Annotated in this window: 23 protein-coding genes; 22 read left to right on the forward strand and 1 reads right to left on the reverse strand. The window is 59.8% G+C overall.

Going from position 1 to position 26312, the window contains the following annotated elements; genetic code table 11:
- Positions 1-53 precede the first annotated feature (53 nt).
- The 21 genes from pyrH to ispD all read left to right on the forward strand — a co-directional run bounded on the left by pyrH (position 54) and on the right by ispD (position 24186).
- On the forward strand, positions 54-797 hold the full coding sequence (gene pyrH / locus L6D82_RS03595; RefSeq protein ID WP_003222124.1) for a UMP kinase: 744 nt from the start codon (positions 54-56) through the stop codon (positions 795-797).
- Positions 794-1351 carry a ribosome recycling factor gene (frr, locus tag L6D82_RS03600; protein ID WP_007954771.1) on the forward strand — a complete coding sequence of 186 codons (558 nt, stop codon included), beginning with the start codon at positions 794-796 and terminating at the stop codon, positions 1349-1351. The genes pyrH and frr overlap by 4 nt, the downstream gene beginning before the upstream one ends.
- A 14-nt stretch (positions 1352-1365) precedes the next feature.
- On the forward strand, positions 1366-2121 hold the full coding sequence (gene uppS, locus L6D82_RS03605) for a polyprenyl diphosphate synthase (RefSeq protein WP_007954779.1): 756 nt from the start codon (positions 1366-1368) through the stop codon (positions 2119-2121).
- Positions 2121-2927 (forward strand): phosphatidate cytidylyltransferase, encoded by an 807-nt coding sequence (locus tag L6D82_RS03610; RefSeq protein WP_085748107.1) that lies wholly within the window; start codon positions 2121-2123, stop codon positions 2925-2927. Before uppS ends, L6D82_RS03610 begins: the two co-directional genes overlap by 1 nt.
- Positions 2924-4114, forward strand: a complete 1191-nt coding sequence (gene ispC / locus L6D82_RS03615; protein WP_085748108.1) for a 1-deoxy-D-xylulose-5-phosphate reductoisomerase — start codon at positions 2924-2926, stop codon at positions 4112-4114. Before L6D82_RS03610 ends, ispC begins: the two co-directional genes overlap by 4 nt.
- A gap of 53 nt (positions 4115-4167) precedes the next feature.
- Positions 4168-5520 (forward strand): sigma E protease regulator RseP, encoded by a 1353-nt coding sequence (gene rseP / locus L6D82_RS03620; RefSeq protein ID WP_085748109.1) that lies wholly within the window; start codon positions 4168-4170, stop codon positions 5518-5520.
- A 74-nt stretch (positions 5521-5594) separates the two neighbouring features.
- A complete protein-coding gene (bamA, locus tag L6D82_RS03625; protein ID WP_207985167.1) occupies positions 5595-7970 on the forward strand; it encodes an outer membrane protein assembly factor BamA in 2376 nt (791 codons plus the stop codon).
- Positions 7971-8015: 45 nt separating this feature from the next.
- Positions 8016-8519, forward strand: coding sequence for an OmpH/Skp family outer membrane protein (locus tag L6D82_RS03630; RefSeq protein WP_003222140.1), 504 nt, complete (start codon positions 8016-8018; stop codon positions 8517-8519).
- A gap of 3 nt (positions 8520-8522) precedes the next feature.
- Positions 8523-9578, forward strand: a complete 1056-nt coding sequence (gene lpxD, locus L6D82_RS03635) for a UDP-3-O-(3-hydroxymyristoyl)glucosamine N-acyltransferase (RefSeq protein WP_085748111.1) — start codon at positions 8523-8525, stop codon at positions 9576-9578.
- Between the two features lie 106 nt (positions 9579-9684).
- Positions 9685-10125: a 3-hydroxyacyl-ACP dehydratase FabZ gene (gene fabZ / locus L6D82_RS03640; protein ID WP_003222142.1), complete on the forward strand. Its 441-nt coding sequence runs from the start codon at positions 9685-9687 to the stop codon at positions 10123-10125.
- On the forward strand, positions 10122-10898 hold the full coding sequence (lpxA, locus tag L6D82_RS03645) for an acyl-ACP--UDP-N-acetylglucosamine O-acyltransferase (protein ID WP_085748112.1): 777 nt from the start codon (positions 10122-10124) through the stop codon (positions 10896-10898). The genes fabZ and lpxA overlap by 4 nt, the downstream gene beginning before the upstream one ends.
- A gap of 2 nt (positions 10899-10900) precedes the next feature.
- Positions 10901-12031, forward strand: coding sequence for a lipid-A-disaccharide synthase (lpxB, locus tag L6D82_RS03650; RefSeq protein ID WP_085748113.1), 1131 nt, complete (start codon positions 10901-10903; stop codon positions 12029-12031).
- Between the two features lie 11 nt (positions 12032-12042).
- The gene (gene rnhB / locus L6D82_RS03655; protein ID WP_102717198.1) at positions 12043-12669 is read left to right on the forward strand and encodes a ribonuclease HII; all 627 of its coding nucleotides are present in this window, start codon (positions 12043-12045) and stop codon (positions 12667-12669) included.
- Between the two features lie 76 nt (positions 12670-12745).
- Positions 12746-16267 carry a DNA polymerase III subunit alpha gene (gene dnaE / locus L6D82_RS03660; protein WP_102686557.1) on the forward strand — a complete coding sequence of 1174 codons (3522 nt, stop codon included), beginning with the start codon at positions 12746-12748 and terminating at the stop codon, positions 16265-16267.
- Between the two features lie 139 nt (positions 16268-16406).
- On the forward strand, positions 16407-17354 hold the full coding sequence (locus L6D82_RS03665) for an acetyl-CoA carboxylase carboxyltransferase subunit alpha (RefSeq protein ID WP_085748116.1): 948 nt from the start codon (positions 16407-16409) through the stop codon (positions 17352-17354).
- A 146-nt stretch (positions 17355-17500) separates the two neighbouring features.
- The gene (gene tilS / locus L6D82_RS03670) at positions 17501-18829 is read left to right on the forward strand and encodes a tRNA lysidine(34) synthetase TilS (protein WP_102717200.1); all 1329 of its coding nucleotides are present in this window, start codon (positions 17501-17503) and stop codon (positions 18827-18829) included.
- A gap of 274 nt (positions 18830-19103) precedes the next feature.
- Positions 19104-20735: a CTP synthase gene (locus L6D82_RS03675; RefSeq protein WP_007954805.1), complete on the forward strand. Its 1632-nt coding sequence runs from the start codon at positions 19104-19106 to the stop codon at positions 20733-20735.
- Between the two features lie 5 nt (positions 20736-20740).
- A complete protein-coding gene (kdsA, locus tag L6D82_RS03680; RefSeq protein WP_007954807.1) occupies positions 20741-21586 on the forward strand; it encodes a 3-deoxy-8-phosphooctulonate synthase in 846 nt (281 codons plus the stop codon).
- A gap of 156 nt (positions 21587-21742) precedes the next feature.
- Positions 21743-23032, forward strand: coding sequence for a phosphopyruvate hydratase (gene eno, locus L6D82_RS03685; RefSeq protein ID WP_007954808.1), 1290 nt, complete (start codon positions 21743-21745; stop codon positions 23030-23032).
- A 171-nt stretch (positions 23033-23203) separates the two neighbouring features.
- Positions 23204-23482, forward strand: coding sequence for a cell division protein FtsB (ftsB, locus tag L6D82_RS03690; RefSeq protein ID WP_003222158.1), 279 nt, complete (start codon positions 23204-23206; stop codon positions 23480-23482).
- A complete protein-coding gene (gene ispD, locus L6D82_RS03695; RefSeq protein WP_085748118.1) occupies positions 23479-24186 on the forward strand; it encodes a 2-C-methyl-D-erythritol 4-phosphate cytidylyltransferase in 708 nt (235 codons plus the stop codon). The genes ftsB and ispD overlap by 4 nt, the downstream gene beginning before the upstream one ends.
- On the opposite strand, the gene L6D82_RS03700 is transcribed toward ispD, so the two are convergent.
- Complete coding sequence (locus L6D82_RS03700; protein WP_102717201.1) at positions 24183-25079, reverse strand: LysR substrate-binding domain-containing protein; 897 nt, start codon at positions 25077-25079, stop codon at positions 24183-24185. The genes ispD and L6D82_RS03700 overlap by 4 nt on opposite strands.
- Before the next feature lie 116 nt (positions 25080-25195).
- Here L6D82_RS03700 and L6D82_RS03705 point away from each other — a divergent pair, with 116 nt between their 5' ends.
- The gene (locus tag L6D82_RS03705) at positions 25196-26308 is read left to right on the forward strand and encodes an S-(hydroxymethyl)glutathione dehydrogenase/class III alcohol dehydrogenase (RefSeq protein ID WP_085748120.1); all 1113 of its coding nucleotides are present in this window, start codon (positions 25196-25198) and stop codon (positions 26306-26308) included.
- Positions 26309-26312: the final 4 nt, after the last annotated feature.

Genomic DNA, 26312 nt, shown 5'->3' on the forward strand with positions numbered 1-26312 from the left:
CTGTAACACAGCTCGCAAAGAATTTTTAAAATACGCCGCAGGAGAGATTCGCAATGGCTCAGCAGGGCAGTGGTTATCAGGCTCGCTATAAACGCATTCTACTCAAGCTTAGCGGCGAGGCCCTGATGGGCTCGGAAGAGTTCGGGATCGATCCGAAGGTGCTGGATCGCATGGCGCTGGAAGTCGGCCAGCTGGTCGGTATCGGCGTTCAGGTCGGTCTGGTGATTGGCGGTGGCAACCTGTTCCGCGGTGAAGCGCTGAGCAAGGCCGGCATGGATCGGGTCACGGGCGACCACATGGGCATGCTGGCCACTGTGATGAACGCCCTGGCCATGCGCGACGCGCTGGAACGTGCCAATATCTCGGCGATCGTGATGTCGGCCATCTCCATGGTCGGTGTGACCGATCACTATGACCGTCGCAAGGCCATGCGCCACCTGAACTCCAAGGACGTGGTGATCTTCGCGGCCGGTACCGGCAATCCGTTCTTTACCACGGATTCGGCAGCCTGCCTGCGCGCCATTGAAATCGACGCCGATGTCGTGCTCAAGGCGACCAAGGTCGATGGCGTCTACACCGCTGACCCGTTCAAAGACCCGCATGCCGAGAAGTTCGATCATCTGACTTACGATGAAGTACTGGATCGCAAGCTGGGCGTAATGGATCTGACGGCCATCTGCCTGTGCCGCGATCACAAGATGCCGCTGCGCGTATTTAACATGAACAAGCCCGGCGCCCTGCTGAACATCGTGCATGGTGGCGCAGAAGGGACTTTGATCGAGGAAGGCCAACAATGATCAACGAAATCAAGAAAGACGCCCAAGCGCGTATGCAGAAATCCCTGGAGTCTCTGAACCATGCGTTCGGTCAGATTCGTACCGGCAAGGCTCACCCGAGCATCCTCGGCAGTGTCATGGTGCCTTACTACGGCACTGATACTCCGCTGAGCGGCGTTGCCAACGTCACCGTGAAAGACTCGCGCACCCTGCAGGTCGTGGCGTTCGAGCGCAACATGCTCGCTGCTGTCGACAAGGCAATCCAAAGCGCTGGTCTGAACCTCAACCCGACCAACCTGGGTGAGTTGCTGTTGATCCCTATGCCGGCCCTCACCGAGGAAACGCGTAAAGGCTTCACCAAGCAGGCGCGTAGCGCTGCTGAAGACGCGCGTGTTGCCGTGCGCAATATTCGTCGTGATGCCTTGGGCGAGCTCAAGAAACTGGTCAAGGACAAGGAAATCAGCGAAGACGAAGAGCGTCGTGCCATCGCTGATATCGATAAGCTGACCAAAGAATCCGAGGCCCAGATCACCAAGGCCACGGACGAGAAAGAAAAAGACCTGATGGCCGTATAAGGGTCGAGTTTTAAATGGACAAGACCAAGCAGACTGCGCCGTCCGCGGTGCCGCGCCATGTCGCGATCATCATGGATGGCAATAATCGCTGGGCGAAAAAACGCTTCATGCCGGGTGTCGCCGGGCATAAGGCGGGCGTAGACGCTGTGCGGGCGGTGATCGAGGTGTGTGCCGAGGCCAAGGTCGAGGTGCTCACCCTGTTCGCCTTTTCCAGTGAAAACTGGCAGCGCCCGGCCGATGAGGTCAGCGCCTTGATGGATCTGTTCTTCAAGGCGTTGCGTCGCGAGGCAAAGCGCCTGAATGACAACAACATCAGTCTGCGCATCATCGGTGACCGTACGCGGTTCCATCCGGAGCTTCAGGCCGCCATGCGTGAAGCGGAAGCGATGACCGCCGGTGCCAACCGTTTCATCCTGCAGATCGCCGCCAACTACGGCGGTCAGTGGGACATTGCGCAAGCGGCGCAGCGTCTGGCGCGTGAAGTTCAGGCCGGTCATCTGCGGCCGGAAGACATCACGCCGGATCTGCTGCAGACCTGCCTGGTTACCGGTGATCTGCCGTTGCCCGACTTGTGCATCCGCACCGGCGGCGAGCACCGCATCAGCAATTTCCTCTTGTGGCAGCTGGCTTACGCCGAGCTGTACTTCTCCGACCTGTTCTGGCCGGACTTCAAACACGAAGCCATGCGCAATGCGCTGGCCGATTTCGCTTTGCGCCAGCGTCGCTTCGGTAAAACGAGCGAGCAGGTCGAAGCTGGAGCCCGGGTTTAATGCTTAAACAACGCATCATCACTGCACTGATTCTGCTGCCGATCGCCCTGGGCGGTTTTTTCCTGCTCGAGGGTTCCGGTTTTGCTCTGTTCATCGGGCTGGTCGTAAGTCTGGGCGCCTGGGAATGGGCGCGTCTGGCCGGCTTCACCGCACAGGCATTTCGTGTCGGCTACGCGGCGGTGGTCGCGCTGATGCTGTTCGTCATGTACATCCTGCCGGGGCTGGCGCCTTGGGTGTTGGGTGCTTCGGTGATCTGGTGGGCATTGGCGACCTGGCTGGTGCTGACTTACCCGCGCTCCAGCGAGCATTGGTCCAGCGCCGCCGCCAAGCTGGTGATCGGTCTGTTGATTCTGTTGCCTGCCTGGCAAGGTTTGGTGCAGATCAAGCAGTATCCGCTGGGCAACTGGCTGATCATGGCGGTGATGGTGCTGGTGTGGGGCGCTGATATCGGTGCCTATTTCTCCGGTCGCGCGTTCGGCAAGCGCAAGCTGGCGCCGCAAGTCAGTCCCGGCAAAAGCTGGGAGGGCGTGTATGGCGGTCTGGCGCTGAGCCTGGTCATCACCACCCTGGTCGCGCTGGTCCGTGACTGGACGGTGGCACAACTGTTCAAGGGCTTGATCGGCGCTGCGGTGATCGTCTTCATCTCGGTGGTGGGTGACCTGACCGAAAGCATGTTCAAGCGTCAGTCCGGCATCAAGGACAGCAGTAATCTGCTGCCCGGTCATGGTGGTGTACTGGATCGCATCGACAGCCTGACGGCGGCGATCCCGGTCTTCGCGGTGCTGTTGTGGATGGCGGCGTCGTGAGTCGCCCACAGCAGATTACCGTCCTGGGGGCGACCGGTTCGATCGGTCTGAGCACCCTGGATGTCATCGCCCGGCATCCGGAGCGTTATCAGGCTTTCGCCCTGAGCGGTTTTACCCGTCTGAGCGAACTGTTTGCCCTGTGTGTTCGCCATCTCCCGAAATATGCGGTAGTGCCGGAAGCCGGCGCTGCCCGCAGCCTGCAGGACGATTTGCGTGCTGCGGGCCTGTCGACGCAGGTGCTGGTCGGCGAAGAAGGCTTGTGTCAGGTCGCTGCTGCACCGGAGGTGGATGCTGTCATGGCCGCCATCGTCGGCGCTGCCGGCTTGCGCCCGACTTTGGCGGCAGTTGAGGCGGGCAAGAAGATTCTTCTGGCCAACAAGGAAGCGCTGGTCATGTCCGGCGCCTTGTTCATGCAGGCCGTGCGCAAGAGCGGTTCGGTCCTGTTGCCGATCGATAGCGAGCACAACGCGATTTTCCAGTGCATGCCACAGGACTTTGCTCGCGGGTTGAGCAACGTTGGGGTCCGCCGGATTTTGCTCACGGCCTCTGGTGGCCCTTTCCGGCAGACGCCGATGGCCGAGCTGGCACATGTTTCACCCGATCAGGCGTGTGCGCACCCGAACTGGTCGATGGGTCGCAAGATCTCGGTCGATTCGGCCAGCATGATGAACAAAGGGCTCGAATTGATCGAGGCCTGCTGGTTGTTCGATGCCAAGCCATCGCAAGTCGAGGTGGTGATTCATCCGCAGAGCGTGATTCATTCGCTGGTCGATTACGTGGACGGTTCGGTGCTGGCGCAGTTGGGCAATCCCGACATGCGCACGCCGATTGCCAACGCCCTGGCCTGGCCTGAGCGCATTGACTCGGGCGTGGCGCCGCTGGATCTGTTCGCTGTAGCACGCCTGGATTTCGAAGCACCCGACGAAGAGCGCTTCCCGTGCCTGCGTCTGGCGCGCCAGGCTGCCGAGGCGGGAAACAGCGCCCCGGCCATGCTCAATGCGGCGAATGAAGTGGCGGTCGCCGCGTTTCTCGACGGACGGGTTCGCTACCTGGAAATCGCGAGTATCATCGAGGAAGTCTTGAACCTCGAACCTGTGGTGGCCCTGGACAATCTCGATGCGGTGTTCACCGCTGACGCGACTGCCCGGACATTGGCCGGGCAGTGGTTAAGTCGTCACGGCCGATAGGTCTTGCAACACATGGCTTCACGCGGCACTGGACAGGATTGCGGAGAAAGTAGATGAGCGCGCTCTATATGATTGCCGGCACCCTGATCGCTTTGGGTGTGCTGGTCACCTTTCACGAATTCGGCCATTTCTGGGTCGCGCGTCGCTGTGGCGTGAAGGTTCTGCGTTTCTCCGTGGGCTTCGGCATGCCGCTGCTGCGCTGGCACGATAAGCAGGGCACGGAGTTCGTGGTCGCGGCCATTCCGCTGGGTGGCTACGTCAAGATGCTCGACGAGCGCGAGGGCGAAGTACCGGCCGATCAGCTTCATCAATCATTCAATCGCAAGTCCGTTCGTCAACGCATCGCGATCGTCGCCGCCGGTCCTGTGGCCAACTTTCTGCTTGCGCTGGTGTTCTTCTGGGTGCTGGCCATGCTCGGCAGCGAGCAGATTCGCCCGGTCATCGGTTCGGTGGAGTCCGGCAGCATCGCTGCAACGGCCGGACTGAGCGCCGGTCAGGAAATCGTCGCGATCGACGGTGAGCCGACCTCGGGCTGGGCGGCAGTCAACCTGCAACTGGTGCGACGTCTCGGGGAAAGCGGTTCCTTGCAGGTGCTGGTGCGCGAGCAGGGCTCTACGGCTGATACGCCTCGTGAACTGGCACTCGATAAATGGCTCAAGGGGGCTGACGAGCCGGATCCGATTCGCTCTCTCGGCATTCGCCCTTGGCGTCCGGCATTGCCGCCAGTGCTGGCCGAACTCGACCCGAAAGGTCCGGCCCAGGCAGCCGGGCTGAAAACCGGCGATCGTCTGCTGACGCTCGATGGCAAGGCGCTGGATGACTGGCAGCAGGTGGTCGACACCGTTCGTACGCGTCCTGATACCAAAATCGTGCTGCGCGTCGAGCGCGACGGTGTTCCAATCGACGTCCCTGTCACACTGGCCGCGCGGGGCGAGAAGAAGTCACCAAGCGGTTACCTGGGGGCGGGCGTGAAGGCTGTCGACTGGCCGCCGGAGATGATCCGCGAGGTCAGCTACGGGCCTTTGGCAGCAATTGGCGAGGGTGCCCGTCGTACCTGGACCATGAGCGTCCTGACGCTGGATTCACTGAAGAAAATGCTCTTCGGCGAGCTCTCGGTAAAAAACTTGAGTGGACCGATAACCATTGCTAAAGTGGCGGGCGCTTCTGCCCAGTCGGGCGTCGCTGATTTCCTGAATTTCCTTGCTTATCTGAGTATTAGCCTGGGGGTTCTGAATTTGCTGCCCATTCCTGTACTGGATGGGGGGCATTTGTTGTTTTATCTGATCGAGTGGGCGCGTGGTCGTCCCTTGTCGGATCGGGTGCAAGGTTGGGGGATACAGATCGGTATCAGTTTGGTGGTCGGGGTGATGTTGCTTGCTCTGGTCAACGATCTGGGTCGACTGTAACGCTTCGCTGAATTGCGAATCTGCCGCATTTTGCGGCAGTTTGTTTATTGCCAGTTGGAATAAGAAAGGACTTCATGAAACGTCTGCTGCTAACTGCGGTTCTCACCGTATTGATGATCGCCGAAGTTCACGCCGAGTCCTTCACTATCTCTGATATTCGCGTCAATGGCCTCCAGCGGGTCTCCGCGGGTAGCGTCTTTGGTGCCTTGCCGTTGAACGTCGGCGAGCAGGCGGATGATCGTCGCCTGGTGGAATCCACTCGTGCGTTGTTCAAAACCGGTTTCTTTCAAGATATCCAGCTGGGCCGCGAAGGCAACGTTCTGGTGATCACCGTCGTCGAACGTCCCTCGGTCGCCAGCATCGAGATCGAAGGCAACAAGGCGATCTCCACCGAAGACCTGATGAAAGGCCTCAAGCAATCCGGTCTGGCCGAAGGCGAGATCTTCCAGCGCGCGACCCTCGAAGGCGTGCGTAACGAGCTGCAACGTCAATACGTTGCACAAGGTCGTTACTCGGCTACCGTCGATACCGAAGTGGTCTCGCAGCCGCGCAACCGTGTCGGCCTGAAAGTGAAGATCAATGAAGGCACCGTTGCTGCCATTCAGCACATCAACGTGGTTGGCAACACGGTTTTCCCCGAAGAAGACCTGACCGACCTGTTCGAACTGAAAACCACCAACTGGCTGTCGTTCTTCAAGAACGATGACAAGTACGCCCGTGAAAAACTGTCCGGTGACCTGGAGCGTCTGCGTTCCTACTACCTGGACCGCGGCTATATCAACATGGATATCGCTTCGACCCAGGTGTCCATCACCCCGGACAAGAAGCACGTCTACATCACCGTCAACGTCAACGAAGGCGAGAAGTACACCGTTCGTGACGTCAAACTCAGCGGTGACCTGAAGGTTCCTGAAGACCAGGTCAAGTCGCTGTTGCTGGTGCAGAAAGGCCAGGTGTTCTCGCGCAAGCTGATGACCACCACCTCCGAACTGATCACCCGTCGTCTGGGTAACGAGGGTTACACCTTCGCCAACGTCAACGGCGTACCGCAACCGCACGACGAAGATCACACCGTCGATATCCTGTTTGCTGTCGATCCAGGCAAGCGTGCCTACGTCAATCGCATCAATTTCCGTGGCAACACCAAGTCCGAGGACGAAGTGCTGCGTCGTGAAATGCGTCAAATGGAAGGTGGCTGGGCTTCGACCTACCTGATCGACCAGTCCAAGACCCGTCTGGAGCGTCTGGGCTTCTTTAAAGAAGTCAACGTCGAAACCCCGGCCGTGCCAGGTGTCGACGACCAGGTTGACGTGAACTACAGCGTTGAAGAGCAGGCTTCCGGTTCGATCACCGCCAGCGTCGGTTTCGCCCAGAGCGCCGGTCTGATCCTCGGTGGTTCGATCACCCAGAACAACTTCCTCGGTACCGGTAACCGCGTCAGCGTCGGCCTGACCCGCAGCGAATACCAGAGCCGCTACAACTTCGGCTACGTTGACCCCTACTGGACCGCCGATGGCGTGAGCCTGGGTTACAACGCGTTCTACCGTACCACCGACTACAAAGACCTCGACGTCGATGTGGCGAGCTATGCGGTAGACAGCCTGGGCGCCGGCGTGAACGTGGGCTACCCGATCAGCGAGACTTCGCGTCTGACCTTTGGTCTGTCCGTTCAACAGGACGAGATCAAGACCGGTACCTACACCGTTGACGAGATTTTCGACTTCGTTAACAGGGAAGGCGACAAGTACCTGAACTTCAAGGCCTCGGCCGGCTGGTCCGAGTCCACCTTGAACAAAGGTGTACTGCCGACCCGTGGTCGCTCCCAGAGCCTGACGCTGGAAACTACCGTTCCAGGCAGCGATCTGTCGTTCTTCAAGCTCGATTACCGCGGTCAGCTGTTTCAGCCGATCAGCGATAACTACACTCTGCGCCTGCACACTGAACTGGGCTATGGCGACGGTTACGGTTCGACCGACGGCTTGCCGTTCTATGAAAACTACTATGCTGGTGGTTTCAACTCGGTGCGTGGCTTCAAGGACAGCACCCTTGGCCCGCGAAGCACGCCAAGTACGGGGAGTAACCCGGGCACGGCGAGAGACCCGGACCAGGATCCGCTGCCGTTCGGTGGTAACGTCCTGATCCAGGGCGGTGTCGAGGTTCTGTTCCCGCTCCCGTTCGTCAAGGATCAGCGTTCGCTGCGTACTTCGGTATTCTGGGATGTCGGTAACGTGTTCGACTCCAAGTGTTCCGATACTACGAACGCCAACGGTACGAAGTCGAATACCCAATGCAACGACATCAGTCTTAGCAACATGGCCAGCTCCGTCGGTGTCGGCGTGACCTGGGTCACCGCACTGGGTCCGCTGAGTTTTGCACTGGCTATGCCGATCAAGAAACCGGATGACGCTGAAACTCAAGTGTTCCAATTCTCCCTCGGTCAGACGTTCTAAGCGTTTGACCCAAGATAACGACAATGGATTTTGTAGGAGTGCATCGTGCGTAAGTTGACTCAATTGGTTCTCCTGGCCTCCGTACTGGTGGCAGGCCCGGCATTTGCCGACATGAAAATCGCCGTTCTGAACTATCAGATGGCGCTGCTGGAATCCGACGCGGCCAAGAAGTACGCCGTGGATGCCGAGAAGAAATTCGGCCCTCAACTGACCAAGCTCAAGACCCTGGAAAGCAGCGCCAAGGGCATTCAGGATCGCCTGATGGCCGGTGGCGACAAGATGCAGCAAGGCGAGCGCGAGCGTCTGGAGCTTGAGTTCAAGCAAAAGGCTCGTGACTTCCAGTTCCAGTCCAAGGAACTGAACGAAGCCAAGGCCGTTGCCGACCGCGAAATGCTCAAGCAACTGAAGCCGAAGCTGGATAGCGCAGTGGAAGAAGTCATCAAGAAAGGTGGTTTTGACCTGGTGTTCGAGCGTGGCGCAGTGATCGATGTCAAACCTCAGTACGACATCACGCGCCAGGTTATCGAGCGCATGAATCAGCTGAAGTAACCCATGACCGTGACTATCAAGCTCGGCCAGTTGGCCGAGTTCCTCGGCGCCACCCTGAGTGGCGACCCCGAGAAGCAAATCACTGGGCTAGCCACCTTGCAGGAGGCTGGCCCAGCTCAGTTGAGCTTTCTGGCAAACCCCCAATACCGTAAATACCTGGCAGGCTCGCAAGCCGCAGCCCTGTTGCTCAAGGCTGCCGACGCGGAAGGTTATGCCGGTGATGCGTTGGTGGTGCCGGATCCTTACCTGGCTTACGCGCGCATTTCCCATCTGTTCGATCCAAAGCCCAAGGCAACTGCCGGCGTTCATCCAACAGCGGTGATTGCCGAGGATGCCGTGGTTGATCCGAGTGCCAGTGTCGGTCCCTTCGTGGTGATCGAAGCCGGGGCTCGAATCGGTGCAGGCGTGACACTCGGCGCGCATTGCGTTGTCGGTGCCCGCAGCGAAATCGGCGAGGGCGGCTGGCTGGCCCCGCGGGTCACGCTGTATCACGATGTGCGGATCGGCAAGCGTGTGGTGATCCAGTCCGGTGCTGTGCTCGGCGGTGAAGGCTTCGGCTTTGCCAACGAGAAGGGCATCTGGCAAAAGATCGCCCAGATCGGTGGCGTGACCATCGGCGACGATGTGGAGATCGGCGTGAATACCGCCATCGACCGCGGTGCGTTGGCCGATACCGTGATCGGCAATGGCGTGAAGCTCGACAACCAGATTCAGATCGCCCACAACGTGCAGGTCGGTGACCACACCGCCATGGCGGCGTGCGTGGGGATTTCCGGCAGCACCAAAATCGGCAAGCACTGCATGCTCGCCGGCGGTGTTGGCCTGGTAGGGCACATCGATATTTGCGACAACGTATTCCTGACCGGGATGACCATGGTGACCCACTCGATTACCGAGCCGGGTGCCTATTCTTCCGGCACAGCTATGCAACCTGCGGCCGAATGGCGCAAAAGCGCGGCCCGTATTCGTCAGCTCGATGACATCGCGCGACGTTTGAAACAGCTGGAAAAGCGGTCCGGGGAAGTGACCCCCGACGGTAATGCTTCATCTGAAGGCTGATACCATTTCCATATCAAGTGTGCACAGCCTCTGGACTGCCTCCTTGATTTGCTAGAGGAGTGCGCGTCAGTCGCGCTCCCAATCTTTACATAGGCTTCCCCCCGAAATGATGGACATCAACGAGATTCGCGAATACCTGCCTCACCGTTACCCGTTCCTGCTGGTGGACCGGGTAGTGGAGCTGGATACGGAAGGCAAGCGCATTCGCGCCTACAAGAATGTCAGCATCAATGAACCGTTCTTCAATGGTCACTTCCCTGCGCACCCGATCATGCCGGGCGTGCTGATCATCGAAGCCATGGCTCAGGCTGCCGGGATCCTCGGTTTCAAGATGCTTGACGTGAAACCGGCCGACGGCACCCTTTACTACTTCGTCGGTTCCGACAAGCTGCGCTTCCGCCAGCCGGTGCTGCCGGGTGATCAGTTGATCCTTGAAGCCAAGTTCATCAGCTGCAAGCGTCAGATCTGGAAGTTCGAATGCCAGGCTTCGGTCGATGGTAAACCGGTCTGCTCGGCTGAAATCATTTGTGCGGAACGCAAGCTATGAGTTTGATTGACCCTCGCGCAATCATCGATCCGTCGGCCGTCCTGGCTGATGGCGTCGAGGTCGGCCCGTGGTCGATCATCGGTGCAGGTGTGGAAATCGGCGAGGGAACGGTCATCGGGCCACACGTGATCCTCAAAGGTCCGACCCGTATCGGCAGGCACAATCGCATCTACCAGTTTTCCTCTGTAGGCGAAGACACGCCGGACCTGAAATACAAGGGCGAAGAAACGCGCCTGGTGATCGGTGACCATAATGTCATCCGTGAAGGCGTGACGATTCACCGTGGCACCGTGCAGGATCGTTCCGAAACGACCTTGGGTGATCACAACCTGATCATGGCCTATGCCCACATCGGACATGACAGCGTCATCGGCAACCACTGCATCCTGGTCAACAACACCGCGTTGGCCGGCCATGTGCACGTTGATGACTGGGCGATCCTGTCCGGTTTCACCCTGGTGCATCAGTATTGCCACATTGGCGCCCACAGCTTTTCCGGCATGGGCACGGCCATCGGCAAGGACGTTCCGGCGTTCGTCACTGTATTTGGCAACCCGGCCGAAGCGCGCAGCATGAACTTCGAGGGCATGCGCCGTCGCGGTTTCAGCGAAGACGCCATTCACGCCCTGCGCCGTGCATACAAAACGGTGTATCGCCAGGGACTGACCGTCGAGCAGGCGCTGGCCGAACTCGCCGAACCGTCCGCCCAGTTCCCGGAAGTCGCGGTGTTCCGTGACTCCATTCAGTCGTCGTCTCGCGGCATCACCCGCTGATCATGGCCAATCTTCGTATTGCGCTGGTGGCGGGGGAGGCTTCCGGTGACATTCTGGGCGCCGGTCTCATGCGTGCGCTCAAGGCACAGCATCCCGCGGTGGAGTTCATCGGTGTCGGCGGTCCGCTGATGCAGGCCGAAGGCCTGACTTCCTATTTTCCGATGGAGCGTCTGTCGGTCATGGGGCTGGTGGAGGTCCTGGGGCGGTTGCGTGAGCTGCTCAAGCGCCGCAAGGACCTGATTGCTACCCTGATTGCCGAGAAGCCAGACGTATTCATCGGTATCGACGCGCCGGACTTCAACCTCAATATCGAACTCAAGCTACGTCAGGCCGGAATCAAGACCGTGCATTACGTCAGCCCGTCGGTGTGGGCGTGGCGGCAGAAGCGGGTCCTGAAGATCCGCGAAGGCTGCGACCTGATGCTTACGCTGCTGCCGTTCGAAGCCAGATTCTACGAAGAGAAGGGCGTACCGGTGCGGTTCGTCGGCCATACGCTGGCCGACACCATTCCGCTGGAGGCTGATCGCTCTGCTGCGCGCGCCGAACTCGGTCTGCCGGATGGTCCGCTGGTGGCTTTGATGCCCGGCAGCCGGGGCGGTGAAGTCAGTCGTCTGGGGGCGCTGTTCCTCGATACTGCCCAGCGCGTGCGGGCCATGCGCCCAGGCGTGCGTTTCGTCATACCGTGCGCCAACCCCGAGCGTCGTGCCCAGCTCGAAGAGCTGCTGGCCGGCCGCGACCTGCCGGTGACCCTGCTCGATGGCAAATCCCATCTGGCGCTGGCGGCGTGCAATGCGGTCCTGATCGCGTCGGGTACGGCAACCCTTGAAGCGCTGTTGTACAAGCGCCCGATGGTCGTGGCCTACCGTCTTGCTCCGCTGACGTTCTGGATTCTCAAACGCATGGTCAAGAGCCCGTACGTGTCCCTGCCGAACCTGTTGGCCCAGCGATTGCTGGTCCCGGAATTGTTGCAGGATGATGCCACGGTCGAGGCGCTTGCCCAGACCCTGTCGCCGTTGATCGACGGTGGCGAAGAGCAGACCCGCGGCTTCGACGAGATCCACCGCACCCTGCGCCTGGACGCTTCCAATCAGGCGGCTGACGCCGTTCTGAACCTGATCGGGCAAACACGATGAGCAAGACAAGCATGCAGATGGGCCTGGATTTCACCTTGGTCGCCGAAGTCGAAGAGCTGGTCGCCGGCGTCGATGAAGTCGGTCGCGGCCCGTTGTGCGGCGCGGTCGTTACGGCAGCGGTGATCCTCGATCCGAACCGTCCGATTCTCGGCCTCAACGATTCGAAGAAACTTACCGAAGCCAAGCGCGAAAAGCTCTACGACGAAATCTGCGAGAAGGCGCTGAGCTGGTGCATCGCCCGCGCCGAAGTCGAAGAAATCGACGAACTGAACATCCTTCACGCCACCATGCTGGCGATGCAGCGCGCGGTCGCTGGCCTGCATATCCAGCCGAAACTGGCAATGATCGACGGCAACCGCTGCCCGAAACTGCCGATGCGTTCCGAAGCGGTGGTGCAGGGCGACGGCAAGGTACCGGCAATTGCAGCAGCGTCGATTCTGGCCAAGGTCAGCCGTGACCGCGAGATGGCAGCGTTTGAGTTGATCTACCCGGGTTACGGCATCGGCGGCCACAAAGGCTACCCGACGCCCGTTCATCTGGAAGCATTGGCGCGCCTCGGACCGACGCCGATTCACCGGCGTTCTTTTGCCCCGGTTCGGCAGGCTTATGAAGCACTGGAAGGTCTCGCGCAGGTTTAGCGGCGAGGCTGATGTTTTGTTCGGGGCCCGGTACAATCCGGGCCTTGTTGTCTCTATGTAACTGGACAGGATCACTATGCCGGCTTCATTCGTTCATCTACGCCTGCACACTGAATACTCCCTGGTCGACGGGCTGGTGCGGATCAAACCGCTGGTCAAGGCCCTGACCGGCATGGGCATGCCGGCCGTTGCGGTGACCGACCAGAACAACATGTGTTCGCTGGTCAAATTCTATAAAAACGCCATGGGTGCCGGGATCAAGCCGATCTGCGGCGCCGACCTGTGGCTGTCGAACAAGGACCCGGACGGGCCGCTGAGCCGGATCAGCCTGCTGGTCATGAATGCCCAGGGCTATCGCAACCTGACCGAGCTGATTTCCCGTGGCTTCATCGACGGTCAGCGTAACGGCATGGTCATCATCGAGCGCGAGTGGGTCGCCGAGGCCAACGAAGGCCTGATCATGCTGTCCGCCGCGAAAGAAGGCGAGATCGGTATGGCCATGATCGGCGGCAACCCCGCCGAAGCCGAGGCGCTGGCCCGCGAATGGATGGCGGTGTTCCCGGATCGTTTCTATCTGGAAATTCAGCGTACCAACCGTCCGAACGACGAAGAACAGTTGCACGGTGCCGTGGCCCTTGCCGACAAGCTCGGCGCGCCGTTGGTAGCTACGAACGACGTACGCTTCATCAAGCAGGAAGACTTCGCCGCTCACGAAACCCGTGTCTGCATCGGTGAGGGCCGGGCCCTCGACGACCCACGGCGATCCAAGAACTACAGCGACCAGCAGTACCTGAAAAGCGCCGAGGAAATGGCCGAGCTGTTCAGCGACCTGCCCGATGCGATCGAGAACACCGTCGAGATCGCCAAGCGCTGCAACATCGACGTGAAGCTGGGCAAGCACTTCCTGCCCGACTATCCAATTCCCGATGGCATGACCATTGACGAATATTTCCGCAAGGTCTCGTTCGATGGTCTGGAAGAGCGCCTCAGCGTGCTGCTGCCCAAGGACACCACCGAGGACTACGAGGCCAAGCGTCAGGTCTACGTCGACCGGCTGAATTTCGAGCTGGATATCATCATCCAGATGGGGTTCCCCGGTTACTTCCTGATCGTGATGGACTTTATCCAGTGGGCCAAGAACAACGGTGTTCCGGTGGGCCCAGGCCGGGGGTCGGGTGCCGGATCGCTGGTGGCCTATGTGCAGAAGATCACCGACCTCGATCCGCTGGAATATGACCTGCTGTTCGAACGTTTCCTCAACCCGGAACGGGTATCGATGCCCGACTTCGACGTCGACTTCTGCATGGACGGTCGCGACCGGGTAATCGATTACGTGGCCGAAAAATACGGCCGTAACGCCGTAAGCCAGATCATCACCTTCGGTTCCATGGCCGCTAAAGCTGTGGTGCGCGACGTGGCGCGGGCCCAGGGCAAGTCGTTCGGCCTGGCGGATCGCCTGTCGAAGATGATTCCGTTCGAAGTCGGCATGACCCTGGAAAAAGCCTACGAGCAGGAAGAAATCCTGCGCGACTTCATTAAGGTCGATGAAGAAGCGGCGGAAATCTGGGAAATGGCGCGCAAGCTCGAAGGCGTGGTGCGTAACGTCGGTAAACACGCCGGTGGTGTGGTGATCGCGCCGACCAAGCTGACCGACTTCTCGCCGATCTATTGCGACGAGGCCGGCGACGGTCTGGTGACCCAGTTCGACAAGGACGACGTCGAGGCCGCCGGTCTGGTGAAGTTCGACTTCCTCGGCCTGCGGACCCTGACGATCATCGACTGGGCGCTGAAAACCATCAACCGCGACCGCGCCAAGGTCAACGAGCCGCCCCTGGACATCGCGTTCATCCCGCTGGATGACAAGCCGACCTATCAGCTGCTGCAAAAAGCTGAAACCACGGCGGTGTTCCAGCTTGAATCCCGCGGCATGAAAGAGCTGATCAAAAAGCTCAAGCCCGACTGCCTCGAAGACTTGATCGCACTGGTGGCCCTGTTCCGTCCGGGCCCGCTGCAGTCCGGCATGGTGGATGACTTCATCAACCGTAAGCACGGTCGCGCAGAACTTGCTTATCCGCACCCGGATTACCAGTACGAAGGTTTGCAGCCGGTACTGGCGCCGACCTACGGCATCATCCTGTATCAGGAACAGGTGATGCAGATCGCCCAGGTCATGGCCGGTTACACCCTCGGTGGTGCGGACATGCTGCGTCGGGCGATGGGCAAGAAGAAACCCGAGGAAATGGCCAAGCAGCGCGGCGGTTTCATTGAGGGTTGTGCGTCGAACAATATCGACGCGGATCTGGCCGGTAACATTTTCGACCTGGTGGAAAAATTCGCCGGTTACGGCTTCAACAAATCCCACTCCGCCGCCTACGGCCTGGTGTCGTACCAGACTGCCTGGCTGAAAGCCCACTACCCGGCGCCGTTCATGGCCGCGGTACTGTCGGCGGATATGCACAACACCGACAAGGTTGTGACCTTGATCGAGGAAGTGCGCACGATGAAGCTGCGCCTCGACGCGCCGGACGTGAACACCTCTGAGTTCAAGTTTACGGTGAACGACGAAGGCCGCATCGTGTACGGCCTGGGCGCGATCAAAGGCGTCGGCGAAGGCCCGGTGGAAGCGATCACCGAAGCCCGTCAGGCCGGTCCGTTCAAGGATTTGTTCGACTTCTGCGCCCGGGTCGACCTCAAGCGCATCAACAAGCGCACGCTGGACGGTCTGATCCGCAGCGGCGCGCTGGATCGCCTCGGCCCGTACTTCCATGACGAGCAAAAGGCTTATCAGGCCAACATCGACCGCAACCGCGCCGTGCTGCTGGCGGCGATGGAGGAGGCGATCAAGTCGGCCGAGCAGACCGCACGCACCCGTGACAGCGGCCACGCCGACCTGTTTGGCGGGCTGTTCGTCGAGGAAGACGCGGACGTTTACGCGATCCACCGCAAGGCGAAGGAGCTGACGCTCAAGGAGCGCCTCAAAGGTGAAAAAGACACCTTGGGCCTGTACCTGACCGGTCACCCGATTGACGAGTACGAAGGTGAGATCCGCCGTTTCGCCCGTCAGCGCATCATCGACCTGAAACCGGCCCGGGATACCCAGACCGTGGCGGGGATGATCATTGCCCTGCGGGTGATGAAGAACAAAAAGGGCGACAAGATGGGGTTCATCACCCTCGATGATCGCTCCGGACGGATCGAGGCGTCGCTGTTCGCCGATGCGTTCCACTCCGCGCAATCGCTGCTTCAGACCGATGCGATGGTGGTGGTCGAGGGCGAGGTCAGCAACGATGACTTCTCCGGTGGTCTGCGGCTGCGGGTCAAGCGGGTGATGAGCATGGAAGATGCGCGTACCAACCTGGCCGAAAGCCTGCGCCTGAAGTTGCAAACCCAGGATCTGAAAGGCGATCAGCTACGCTGGTTGGGTGATTTGCTCAAGCGTCATCGCGGGGCGTGCCCGATCACCATGGAGTACACCAGTCCCGATGCGAAGACCTTGCTGCAGTTTGGCGAGACCTGGCGGATCGACCCGGCGGATGCCTTGATTCAAGCCCTGCGTGACCAGTTCGGGCGAGACAACGTCTTCCTCCAATACCGTTGACCGGGAGGTGCTATCAAAGCGCCTGCCCACAACCTGAATTTTTAATCTCGACCTCAGCGCGCCTCTCCCTTAAGGTAGGGCGCGAATAGACAACCGGCCGGCCCAAGCTCATTTGGGACACGACCCAAGACGGACGCCTATGAACCCGAATTTTCTAGATTTCGAACAGCCGATCGCCGACCTGCAAGCCAAGATCGAAGAGTTGCGCTTGGTCGGTAATGACAATTCGCTGAATATCGGCGATGAGATCTCCCGCCTGCAGGACAAGAGCAAGACGCTGACCGAAGACATTTTCGGCAAGCTGACCAGCTGGCAGATCGCTCGTCTGGCGCGTCACCCGAAACGTCCTTACACCCTGGACTACATCGAGCACATCTTCACCGAGTTCGACGAACTGCACGGTGACCGTCACTTCTCCGACGACGCGGCCATTGTGGGCGGCGTGGCACGTCTGGAAGACCAGCCAGTGATGGTGATCGGTCACCAGAAGGGCCGTGAAGTGCGTGAAAAGGTACGCCGCAACTTCGGCATGCCGCGTCCGGAAGGCTACCGCAAGGCTTGCCGCCTGATGGAAATGGCCGAACGTTTCAAGATGCCGATCCTGACCTTCATCGACACCCCGGGCGCCTACCCTGGCATCGACGCCGAAGAGCGCAACCAGAGCGAAGCGATCGCCTGGAACCTGCGCGTCATGGCTCGCCTGAAAACCCCGATCATCGCCACCGTGATTGGTGAAGGTGGTTCCGGCGGTGCACTGGCGATCGGCGTGTGCGATCAGTTGAACATGCTGCAGTACTCGACCTACGCGGTGATCTCGCCGGAAGGTTGCGCGTCGATTCTGTGGAAAACCGCAGAGAAAGCGCCGGATGCTGCTGAAGCGATGGGCATCACCGCCGAGCGTCTGAAAGGCCTGGGCATCGTCGACAAGGTGATCGGCGAGCCTCTGGGTGGCGCTCACCGCGATCCGGCTGCGGCCGCTGCCTCGATCCGCGCCGAGCTGAGCTCGCAACTGGCGATGCTGAAGAAGTTCGACAACGAAGCGCTGCTCAAGCGTCGTTACGATCGTCTGATGAGCTACGGCCTCTAAGTCGAGCCGTTTCGGCCAACGATGCAAAACACTGTGGGAGCGGGCTTGCCCGCGAATGCGATGTAACATCCAACGACTGTGTTGGCTGTTTCAGCGCTTTCGCGAGCAAGCCCGCTCCCACATTTGGTTTGTGAAAAGGTAGAAAAATGGGTCAGCCCTCGATTGATTTGCCTTCCAGGCTTCTGCGCAATCTCAAGCCCTGGCTCGGCGCTTCCCATTGGCGCATCGCCTTCTCCGGTGGCCTCGATTCCACCGTTCTGCTGCACCTCCTCGCCAATCTTGCCAAAACCCATTCCCTTCCCGCGCTAAGTGCCATCCATGTCCATCACGGCCTTCAGACTGTGGCCGACGCGTGGCCGGCGCATTGTCAGGCTGTCTGCGATGAACTGGCGGTGCCGTTGCAAGTGGTGCATGTGCAGGTGCAGCCGGGGGCGAGTCTGGAGCGGGCGGCGCGGGATGCGCGCTATGCAGCGTTCATAGCGGCGACTCAGGCCAGTGATGTGCTGCTGACCGGGCAGCATCGCGATGATCAGGCTGAAACGCTGTTGTTTCGCCTGTTGCGTGGCGCTGGCGTGCGTGGGTTGTCCGGTATGCCAGTTCAGCGCGTGCTGGGGCAGGGCAGTCTGGTTCGGCCGTTACTCGATGTTACGCGGGCCGAGCTGGAAGCCTATGCGCACGACCATGGTCTGCGTTGGATTGAGGACCCTTCCAATCAGGATCGACAGTTCTCGCGCAACTATCTGCGCCATCAGGTCATGCCGTTGCTGACCGGCCGCTGGCCTCAGGCTCACGCCAGCATGGCCCGCAGTGCGGCGCATCTGCGTGAGGCGCAAGGTTTGCTCGATGAGCTGGCTCAAATCGATCTGGCTCAAGCAAGCTTGCCCGCCGAGTTCGAATGGTCGGGATTGCCATCATTGGAGTTTGCGGCCATCGCGGGGTTGTCCGATGCCCGTCAGCGAAACGCACTCAGTCACTGGCTTGAACCTTTGACCCGACTGCCGGATACCGACCATTGGTCGGGTTGGGCGGACCTGCGCGATGCCGGCAACGATGCCTCGCCGATCTGGCGTCTGGCGGATGGCGAGTTGCATCGAAGCGCCGGTCGCTTGTGGTGGCTCAGCGGGCAATGGCTACGCGCACCGGTGGTCAGCGGCGACTGGCACGAGCCGTCGCTGGCGCTACGCTTGCCCGATAACGGACGTGTCATGTTCATCGGCCAGACTCCCGCCGGGCCGCTGCAAATCCGCTATCGGCAGGGCGGCGAGGTGATGCATCTGGCGGATCGCGGTCATCGTGATCTCAAGCGCCTGCTCAATGAGCGCGCGGTGCCGGGCTTCGTGCGTGGCAGATTGCCGCTGCTGTTTCGCGGTGAAGAATTGCTCGCCGTGGCGAACCTGCCGGGGCTCGACGGCAATGCGCTGGAAGGCTGGCGATTGCATTGGCAGCCTTCGGACGAAGATCAAGGTTTGAGATGAAGGGGGCATTCCGGTAGACTACGCTCCCTTCTTGATACAACTTCTGTGGATTCGCCTGAATTGCAGGAGTTGCCGATTACCAAGCAGTCTTTGCTGGGCGATTCCAAAAAATGTGTAGCGAGCAACGTACCGGTGTTTTCACTTCCGGTCTGTCCCAACGCGGCGGTTTTTTTGAAAGGTGCACTGTGATTAATGCAGGTGATCGGGGGCTTCGGCCTTCCTTCGCTTTCCCCGGCGGCTCGGACCGCTTTAACGCAGACTTCTAGGGTTTTTCATGACGCGCTACATATTCGTCACGGGCGGTGTTGTTTCTTCTTTGGGGAAAGGCATTGCATCGGCTTCATTGGCGGCCATCCTGGAGGCGCGGGGGCTTAAGGTCACCATGCTGAAGCTGGATCCGTACATCAACGTCGACCCGGGCACCATGAGCCCGTTCCAGCACGGTGAAGTGTTCGTCACCCACGACGGCGCCGAGACCGACCTGGACCTGGGCCACTACGAGCGGTTCATCCGCACGACCATGACCCAGAACAACAACTTCACCACCGGCCGTGTCTACGAACACGTGCTGCGCAAAGAGCGCCGTGGTGACTACCTGGGTGCAACCATCCAGGTGATTCCGCACATCACCGACGAAATCAAGCGTCGCATCATCAAGGGCGCCGGCGATGCCGACGTGGCCCTGGTGGAAATCGGTGGCACCGTTGGCGACATCGAATCGCAACCGTTCCTCGAAGCCATCCGCCAGCTGCGTGTGGAAGTCGGTTCCAAGCGCGCGATGCTGATGCACCTGACCCTGGTTCCGTATATCGCCACCGCAGGCGAAACCAAGACCAAGCCGACCCAGCACTCCGTGAAGGAACTGCGTTCGATCGGCCTGCAGCCAGACGTTCTGATCTGCCGTTCCGACCATCCGGTGGATGTGTCGTCGCGTCGCAAGATCGCGCTGTTCACCAACGTTGAAGAGCGTGCGGTGATCTCCCTGGAAGACGTCGACACCATCTACAAGATCCCGGCCGTGCTGCACGCTCAGGGTCTGGACGATTTCGTCGTCGAGCGTTTCGGTCTGCAATGCAATGGCGCCGACCTGTCCGAGTGGGAAAAGGTCGTTGATGCCAAGCTCAATCCAGAGCACGAAGTCACCATCGCGATGGTCGGCAAGTACATGGAGCTGCTGGACGCCTACAAGTCGCTGATCGAAGCGATGAGTCACGCCGGCATCACCAACCGTACCAAGGTCAACCTGCGCTACATCGATTCCGAAGACATCGAGAACCAGGGCACCGCGCTGCTGGAAGGCGTCGACGCGATCCTCGTACCGGGCGGCTTCGGTCTGCGTGGCGTGGAAGGCAAGATCACTGCCGTTCAATACGCTCGCGAAAACAAGGTTCCATACCTGGGGATCTGCCTGGGCATGCAAGTGGCGGTCATCGAGTTCGCCCGTAACGTGCTGGGCTGGAAAGACGCCAACTCCACCGAATTCGATCGTGCCAGCGGCCATCCGGTTGTCGGTCTGATCACCGAGTGGGAAGACGCTACCGGTGCAGTCGAAACCCGTACCGAAGCGTCCGATCTGGGCGGCACCATGCGCCTCGGCGCTCAGGAATGCCTGCTCGAAGCCGGCTCCAAGGTGCACGACTGCTACGGCAAGGATGTGATTGTCGAGCGTCACCGTCACCGTTACGAAGTGAACAACAACCTGCTGCCGCAAATCATCGAGGCTGGCCTGAAAATCTCCGGTCGCTCTTCCGATGCTGCGCTGGTTGAAGTGGTCGAAGCTCCGGATCATCCATGGTTCGTCGCTTGCCAGTTCCACCCAGAGTTCACCTCGACGCCACGCGATGGCCATCCGCTGTTCAGCGGCTTCGTCAAAGCGGCATTGGCTCAACACCAGAAGAAGGCGTAACCCCGATGGCACAGAAGATCATCCGCGTCGGCGACATCGAGATTGCCAACGACAAACCCATGGTGCTGTTCGGCGGCATGAACGTGCTGGAAAGCCGTGACATGGCCATGCAGGTTTGCGAAGAGTACGTGAAGGTCACCGAAAAACTCGGCATCCCTTACGTGTTCAAGGCCAGCTTCGACAAGGCCAACCGTTCTTCTGTGACCTCTTATCGCGGTCCTGGCCTGGAAGAGGGCATGCGCATCTTCCAGGACATCAAACAAGCCTTCGGCGTGCCGATCATCACCGACGTCCACGAGCCTGACCAGGCCGCGGTCGTCGCCGAGGTCTGCGACATCATCCAGCTGCCGGCCTTCCTGTCGCGCCAGACCGATCTGGTCGTCGCGATGGCCAAGACCAACGCTGTGATCAACATCAAGAAAGCCCAGTTCCTCGCGCCTCAGGAAATGAAACACATCCTGAACAAGTGCGTGGAAGCGGGTAACGATCAGTTGATCCTCTGCGAGCGCGGTTCGAGCTTCGGCTACAACAACCTCGTGGTCGACATGCTCGGCTTCGGCATCATGAAGCAGTTCGAGTACCCGGTATTCTTCGACGTGACCCATTCGCTGCAAATGCCTGGCGGTCGTTCCGACTCTGCCGGCGGTCGCCGCGCCCAGGTCACCGACCTGGCCAAGGCTGGCATGAGCCAGTCGCTGGCGGGCCTGTTCCTCGAAGCGCACCCGGATCCGGACAACGCCAAATGCGACGGCCCTTGCGCCTTGCGTCTGGACAAACTGGAGCCATTCCTGGCCCAGCTCAAAGCCCTGGACGAACTGGTGAAGAGTTTTCCGACGGTAGAAACCGCGTAAACCTCAATTCTCCGGTAAAGTACCGCACGATTTGTCGCTCATGCCCTCGGGTATGAGCGTTGTCGTCTGCAAGCTGCCCGCTGCACACCACTTGCCGACGGTAAAAAGATTTCCTCTAGCTGCGTCGTTTTCGTCAACTTTGGAGTGTTTACAACAATGGCAAAAATCGTCGACATCAAAGGTCGTGAAGTTCTCGACTCCCGTGGCAATCCCACCGTGGAAGCGGACGTGCTTCTCGACAACGGCATCATCGGCAGCGCTTGCGCGCCGTCCGGTGCATCCACTGGCTCGCGTGAAGCGCTCGAGCTGCGTGATGGCGACAAGAGCCGTTACCTGGGCAAGGGCGTGCTCAAGGCGGTAGCCAACATCAACGGTCCGATCCGCGATCTGCTGCTGGGCACCGACCCAAGCGACCAGAAAGCTCTGGATCACGCGATGATCAAGCTGGACGGTACTGAAAACAAAGCGACCCTGGGCGCCAACGCCATCCTCGCCGTTTCTCTGGCTGCGGCCAAGGCGGCTGCACAGGATCAGGATCTGCCGCTGTACGCTCACATCGCCAACCTGAACGGCACCCCGGGTGTGTACTCGATGCCGGTTCCGATGATGAACATCATCAACGGTGGCGAACACGCCGACAACAACGTCGACATCCAGGAATTCATGGTTCAGCCGGTTGGCGCCAAGTCTTTCTCGGAAGGTCTGCGCATGGGCACCGAGATTTTCCATCACCTGAAAGCTGTTCTGAAGGCCCGTGGCCTGAGCACTGCTGTCGGTGACGAAGGCGGTTTCGCGCCGAACCTGGCTTCCAACGAAGACGCACTGAAAGTGATTTCCGAAGCAGTCGCCAACGCCGGTTACAAGCTGGGCACCGACGTGACCCTGGCTCTGGACTGCGCGGCCAGCGAGTTCTTCGAAGACGGCAAGTACAACCTGTCCGGCGAAGGCCAGGTGTTCACCGCTGAAGGTTTCGCCGACTACCTCAAAGGTCTGACCGAGCGTTACCCGATCATCTCGATCGAAGACGGTCTGGACGAGTCCGACTGGGCTGGCTGGAAGATCCTCACCGACAAGATCGGCGAGAAGACCCAACTGGTCGGCGACGACCTGTTCGTGACCAACACCAAGATCCTGAAAGAAGGCATCGATAAAAAGATCGCCAACTCGATCCTGATCAAGTTCAACCAGATCGGCACCCTGACCGAAACCCTGGAAGCCATCCAGATGGCCAAGGCAGCCGGTTACACCGCCGTGATCTCGCACCGTTCGGGCGAAACCGAAGATTCGACCATTGCCGACCTGGCTGTGGGTACTTCGGCTGGCCAGATCAAGACCGGTTCGCTGTGCCGTTCCGACCGCGTTTCCAAGTACAACCAACTGCTGCGTATCGAAGAGCAGTTGAATGGCAAGGCCAAGTACAACGGTCGTAGCGAGTTTCGCGGCTGAGCAGTAAATGTTAGAAAGACACCGGATTGTGTCGGAAAAGTCGTGACAGCGATGGATTTGCCACTAATCTGATGCCTTATATGCACAAGCCTGGATATTCCAGGCTTCGTGCTATCAGATGCTTCAAAGTTTTGGCGTGGCTGTCTTTTTTCACTGGATACCTGATATTCGATGCGCAGTCCTTACTGGTTGTTTCTCGTTTTGCTCTTGCTGCTGGCCGGTCTGCAGTACCGCCTGTGGGTGGGCAATGGCAGTCTGGCGCAAGTCGCCGAACTGAATCAGCAGATTGCTGATCAACACGCCGAGAACGAAGCCCTGCTGGAGCGCAACCGGGTGATGGACGCTGAAGTCAGCGAGTTGAAAAAAGGCATGGAGACCGTTGAAGAGCGGGCTCGTCACGAACTGGGCATGGTCAAGGACGGCGAAACCCTTTACCAGTTGGCCCAATGATCGATTCCCTGCCGGCCTTCTGGGCCGTGATTCCTGCCGCGGGCGTCGGTGCCCGTATGGCCGCGGACCGTCCCAAGCAATATCTGCAACTGGGCGGGCGCACAATTCTCGAACACAGCCTCGGCTGTTTCCTCGATCACCCGAGCCTCAAGGGCCTGGTGGTCAGTCTTGCCGTTGATGATCCTTATTGGCCGAACCTGGCCAGCGCCAGTGATCCGCGCATTCAACGGGTTGACGGTGGTGCCGAACGTTCCGGCTCGGTGCTCAACGCCTTGCTTCATCTGCATGCCCAAGGTGCCGACGACGAGGACTGGGTGCTGGTGCACGATGCGGCGCGGCCTAATCTGAGCCGTGACGATCTCGACAAACTGCTCGCTGAGCTGGCGAACGATTCGGTCGGCGGCCTGTTGGCCGTGCCGGCGAAGGACACTCTTAAGCGGGTCGACAAGCACGGTCGAGTGGTGGAAACCGTTGATCGCAGTGTGATCTGGCAAGCCTATACGCCGCAGATGTTCCGCCTCGGTGCACTGCACCGCGCGCTGGCAGACAGTCTGGTGGCGGATGCAGTGATCACCGATGAAGCCTCGGCGATGGAGTGGGCCGGCATGGCGCCACGCCTGATCGAAGGCCGTGCGGATAACCTGAAAGTCACCCGCCCCGAAGACCTCGAATGGTTGCGCCAGCGCTGGGCCAACCGTCGTTAAGCTCGATATTCCGGCCGCTCGGCCAAACCTTCCCTGAGAAAGTCCACCAGTTTGCGCACCTTCGGCGACAAGTGCCGCTGCTGTGGGTACAGCGCCCACACCGCCGTATTCGGCGGTTGATGCGCTTCCAAAAGCGAAACCAACGCACCGCTGTGCAGATGTTCCAGCACGTAATAGTCCGGCAACTGACACAGTCCGACGCCTTGTAGCGCCGCATCCAGCACCGCTTGCCCACTGTTGCAGCGCCAGTTTCCCTGCACCCGCTGGGAAAATTCCCGCCCATTTTGTTCAAGCTGCCAGATGTCCGAGCTGCCGATCAGGCAATTGTGCCGTCCCAGCTCCGACAAACTGTGTGGGCGCCCGTACCGTTCAAGGTAGGAAGGCGATGCGCACAGATACATGCGTCGAGGTGCCAGGCGGGTCGCCACCAAGCGGGAATCCTGAAGACGACCGAGGCGGATCGCCAGGTCCAGGCCTTCGTGCACCAGATCGAGTTGCCGGTTGGTCAGTTCAATATCGATGCGCAGTTGCGGATAGTGCCCCATGAACCGGGTCACCAGCGGCACGATGAAGCGTTCGCCATAGGCCACGGCGCAGGTCATGCGCAGCATGCCTTTGGGTTCGCTGGTCAGGTCGCCGACTGCGCGCAGCGCTTCTTCGCGACCGTCCTGTAGACGCTGGCAATGTTGCAGAAAGGTCTGGCCGGCTTCGGTCAGGGTGACGCGCCGAGTACTGCGGTACAGCAGTCGCGTCTGCAAGCGCTCTTCCAGTCGTACGATTTGTCGACTGATGTGCGAGGAAGAAACGCCCAGGCGTTCGGCAGCCGCAGTGAACTGGCTGCATTCGGCAACGGCGACGAACTCGTCGATGCCTTCCCAGCGGTTTTCGGACATGGGGATTATCCCTGTATGGCAATAATGTTTTGCTTTTGCCAGGATTATTCATCAAGCAGCGCTGAACTACACTGACTGTCTGGTTTTTTATTCAATCGATTCACTGGAGAGTCAGCATGATCAAGTCGCGCGCCGCCGTTGCCTTCGAGGCCAAGAAGCCGCTGGAAATCGTAGAAGTCGATGTCGCCATGCCCAAGGCCGGTGAAGTGCTGCTGCGCGTGGTGGCTTCCGGGGTTTGCCACACTGACGCTTACACCCTGTCCGGCGCTGATCCGGAAGGTATCTTCCCGTCGATCCTCGGTCACGAAGGCGGTGCCATCGTCGAAGCGATCGGCGAAGGCGTGACCTCGGTGGCCGTCGGCGACCACGTGATTCCGCTGTACACCCCGGAATGCGGTCAGTGCAAATTCTGCAAGTCGGGCAAGACCAATCTGTGTCAGGCGATTCGCGCCACCCAGGGCAAGGGCCTGATGCCGGACGGCACTTCGCGCTTTTCCTACAAGGGCCAAACGATTTTCCACTACATGGGCACTTCGACGTTCTCCGAGTACACCGTGCTGCCGGAAATCTCCGTGGCCAAGATCTCCAAGGATGCCCCGCTGGAAAAGGTCTGCCTGCTCGGTTGCGGCGTGACCACCGGTATCGGTGCGGTGATCAACACCGCCAAGGTCAAACCGGGTGACACCGTGGCGATCTTCGGTCTCGGCGGCATCGGTCTGTCGGCCGTGATTGGTGCAGTGAAGGCCAAGGCCGCGCGCATCATCGCCATCGACATCAACCCGGCCAAGTTCGAAATCGCCAAACAATTGGGTGCTACCGACTGCGTGAACCCGAAAGACTTCGATCGTCCGATCCAGGAAGTGATCGTGGACATGACCGATGGCGGCGTCGACTTCTCTTTCGAATGCATCGGCAACGTGCAACTTATGCGCGCAGCCCTCGAGTGCTGCCATAAAGGCTGGGGCGAGTCGGTCATCATCGGTGTGGCCGGTGCCGGCCAGGAAATCTCCACCCGTCCGTTCCAGCTGGTGACCGGTCGCGTCTGGCGTGGTTCGGCGTTTGGTGGCGTGCGTGGTCGTACCGAATTGCCAAGCTACGTCGATATGGCGCAAAGCGGCGAAATCCCGCTGGATACTTTCATCACTCACACCATGGGCCTGGAAGATATCAACAAAGCTTTCGACCTGATGCACGAAGGCAAGAGCATCCGCACCGTCATTCATTTCTGATCAG

The organism is Pseudomonas paraglycinae (assembly GCF_021601625.1).
GTDB lineage: Bacteria > Pseudomonadota > Gammaproteobacteria > Pseudomonadales > Pseudomonadaceae > Aquipseudomonas > Aquipseudomonas paraglycinae.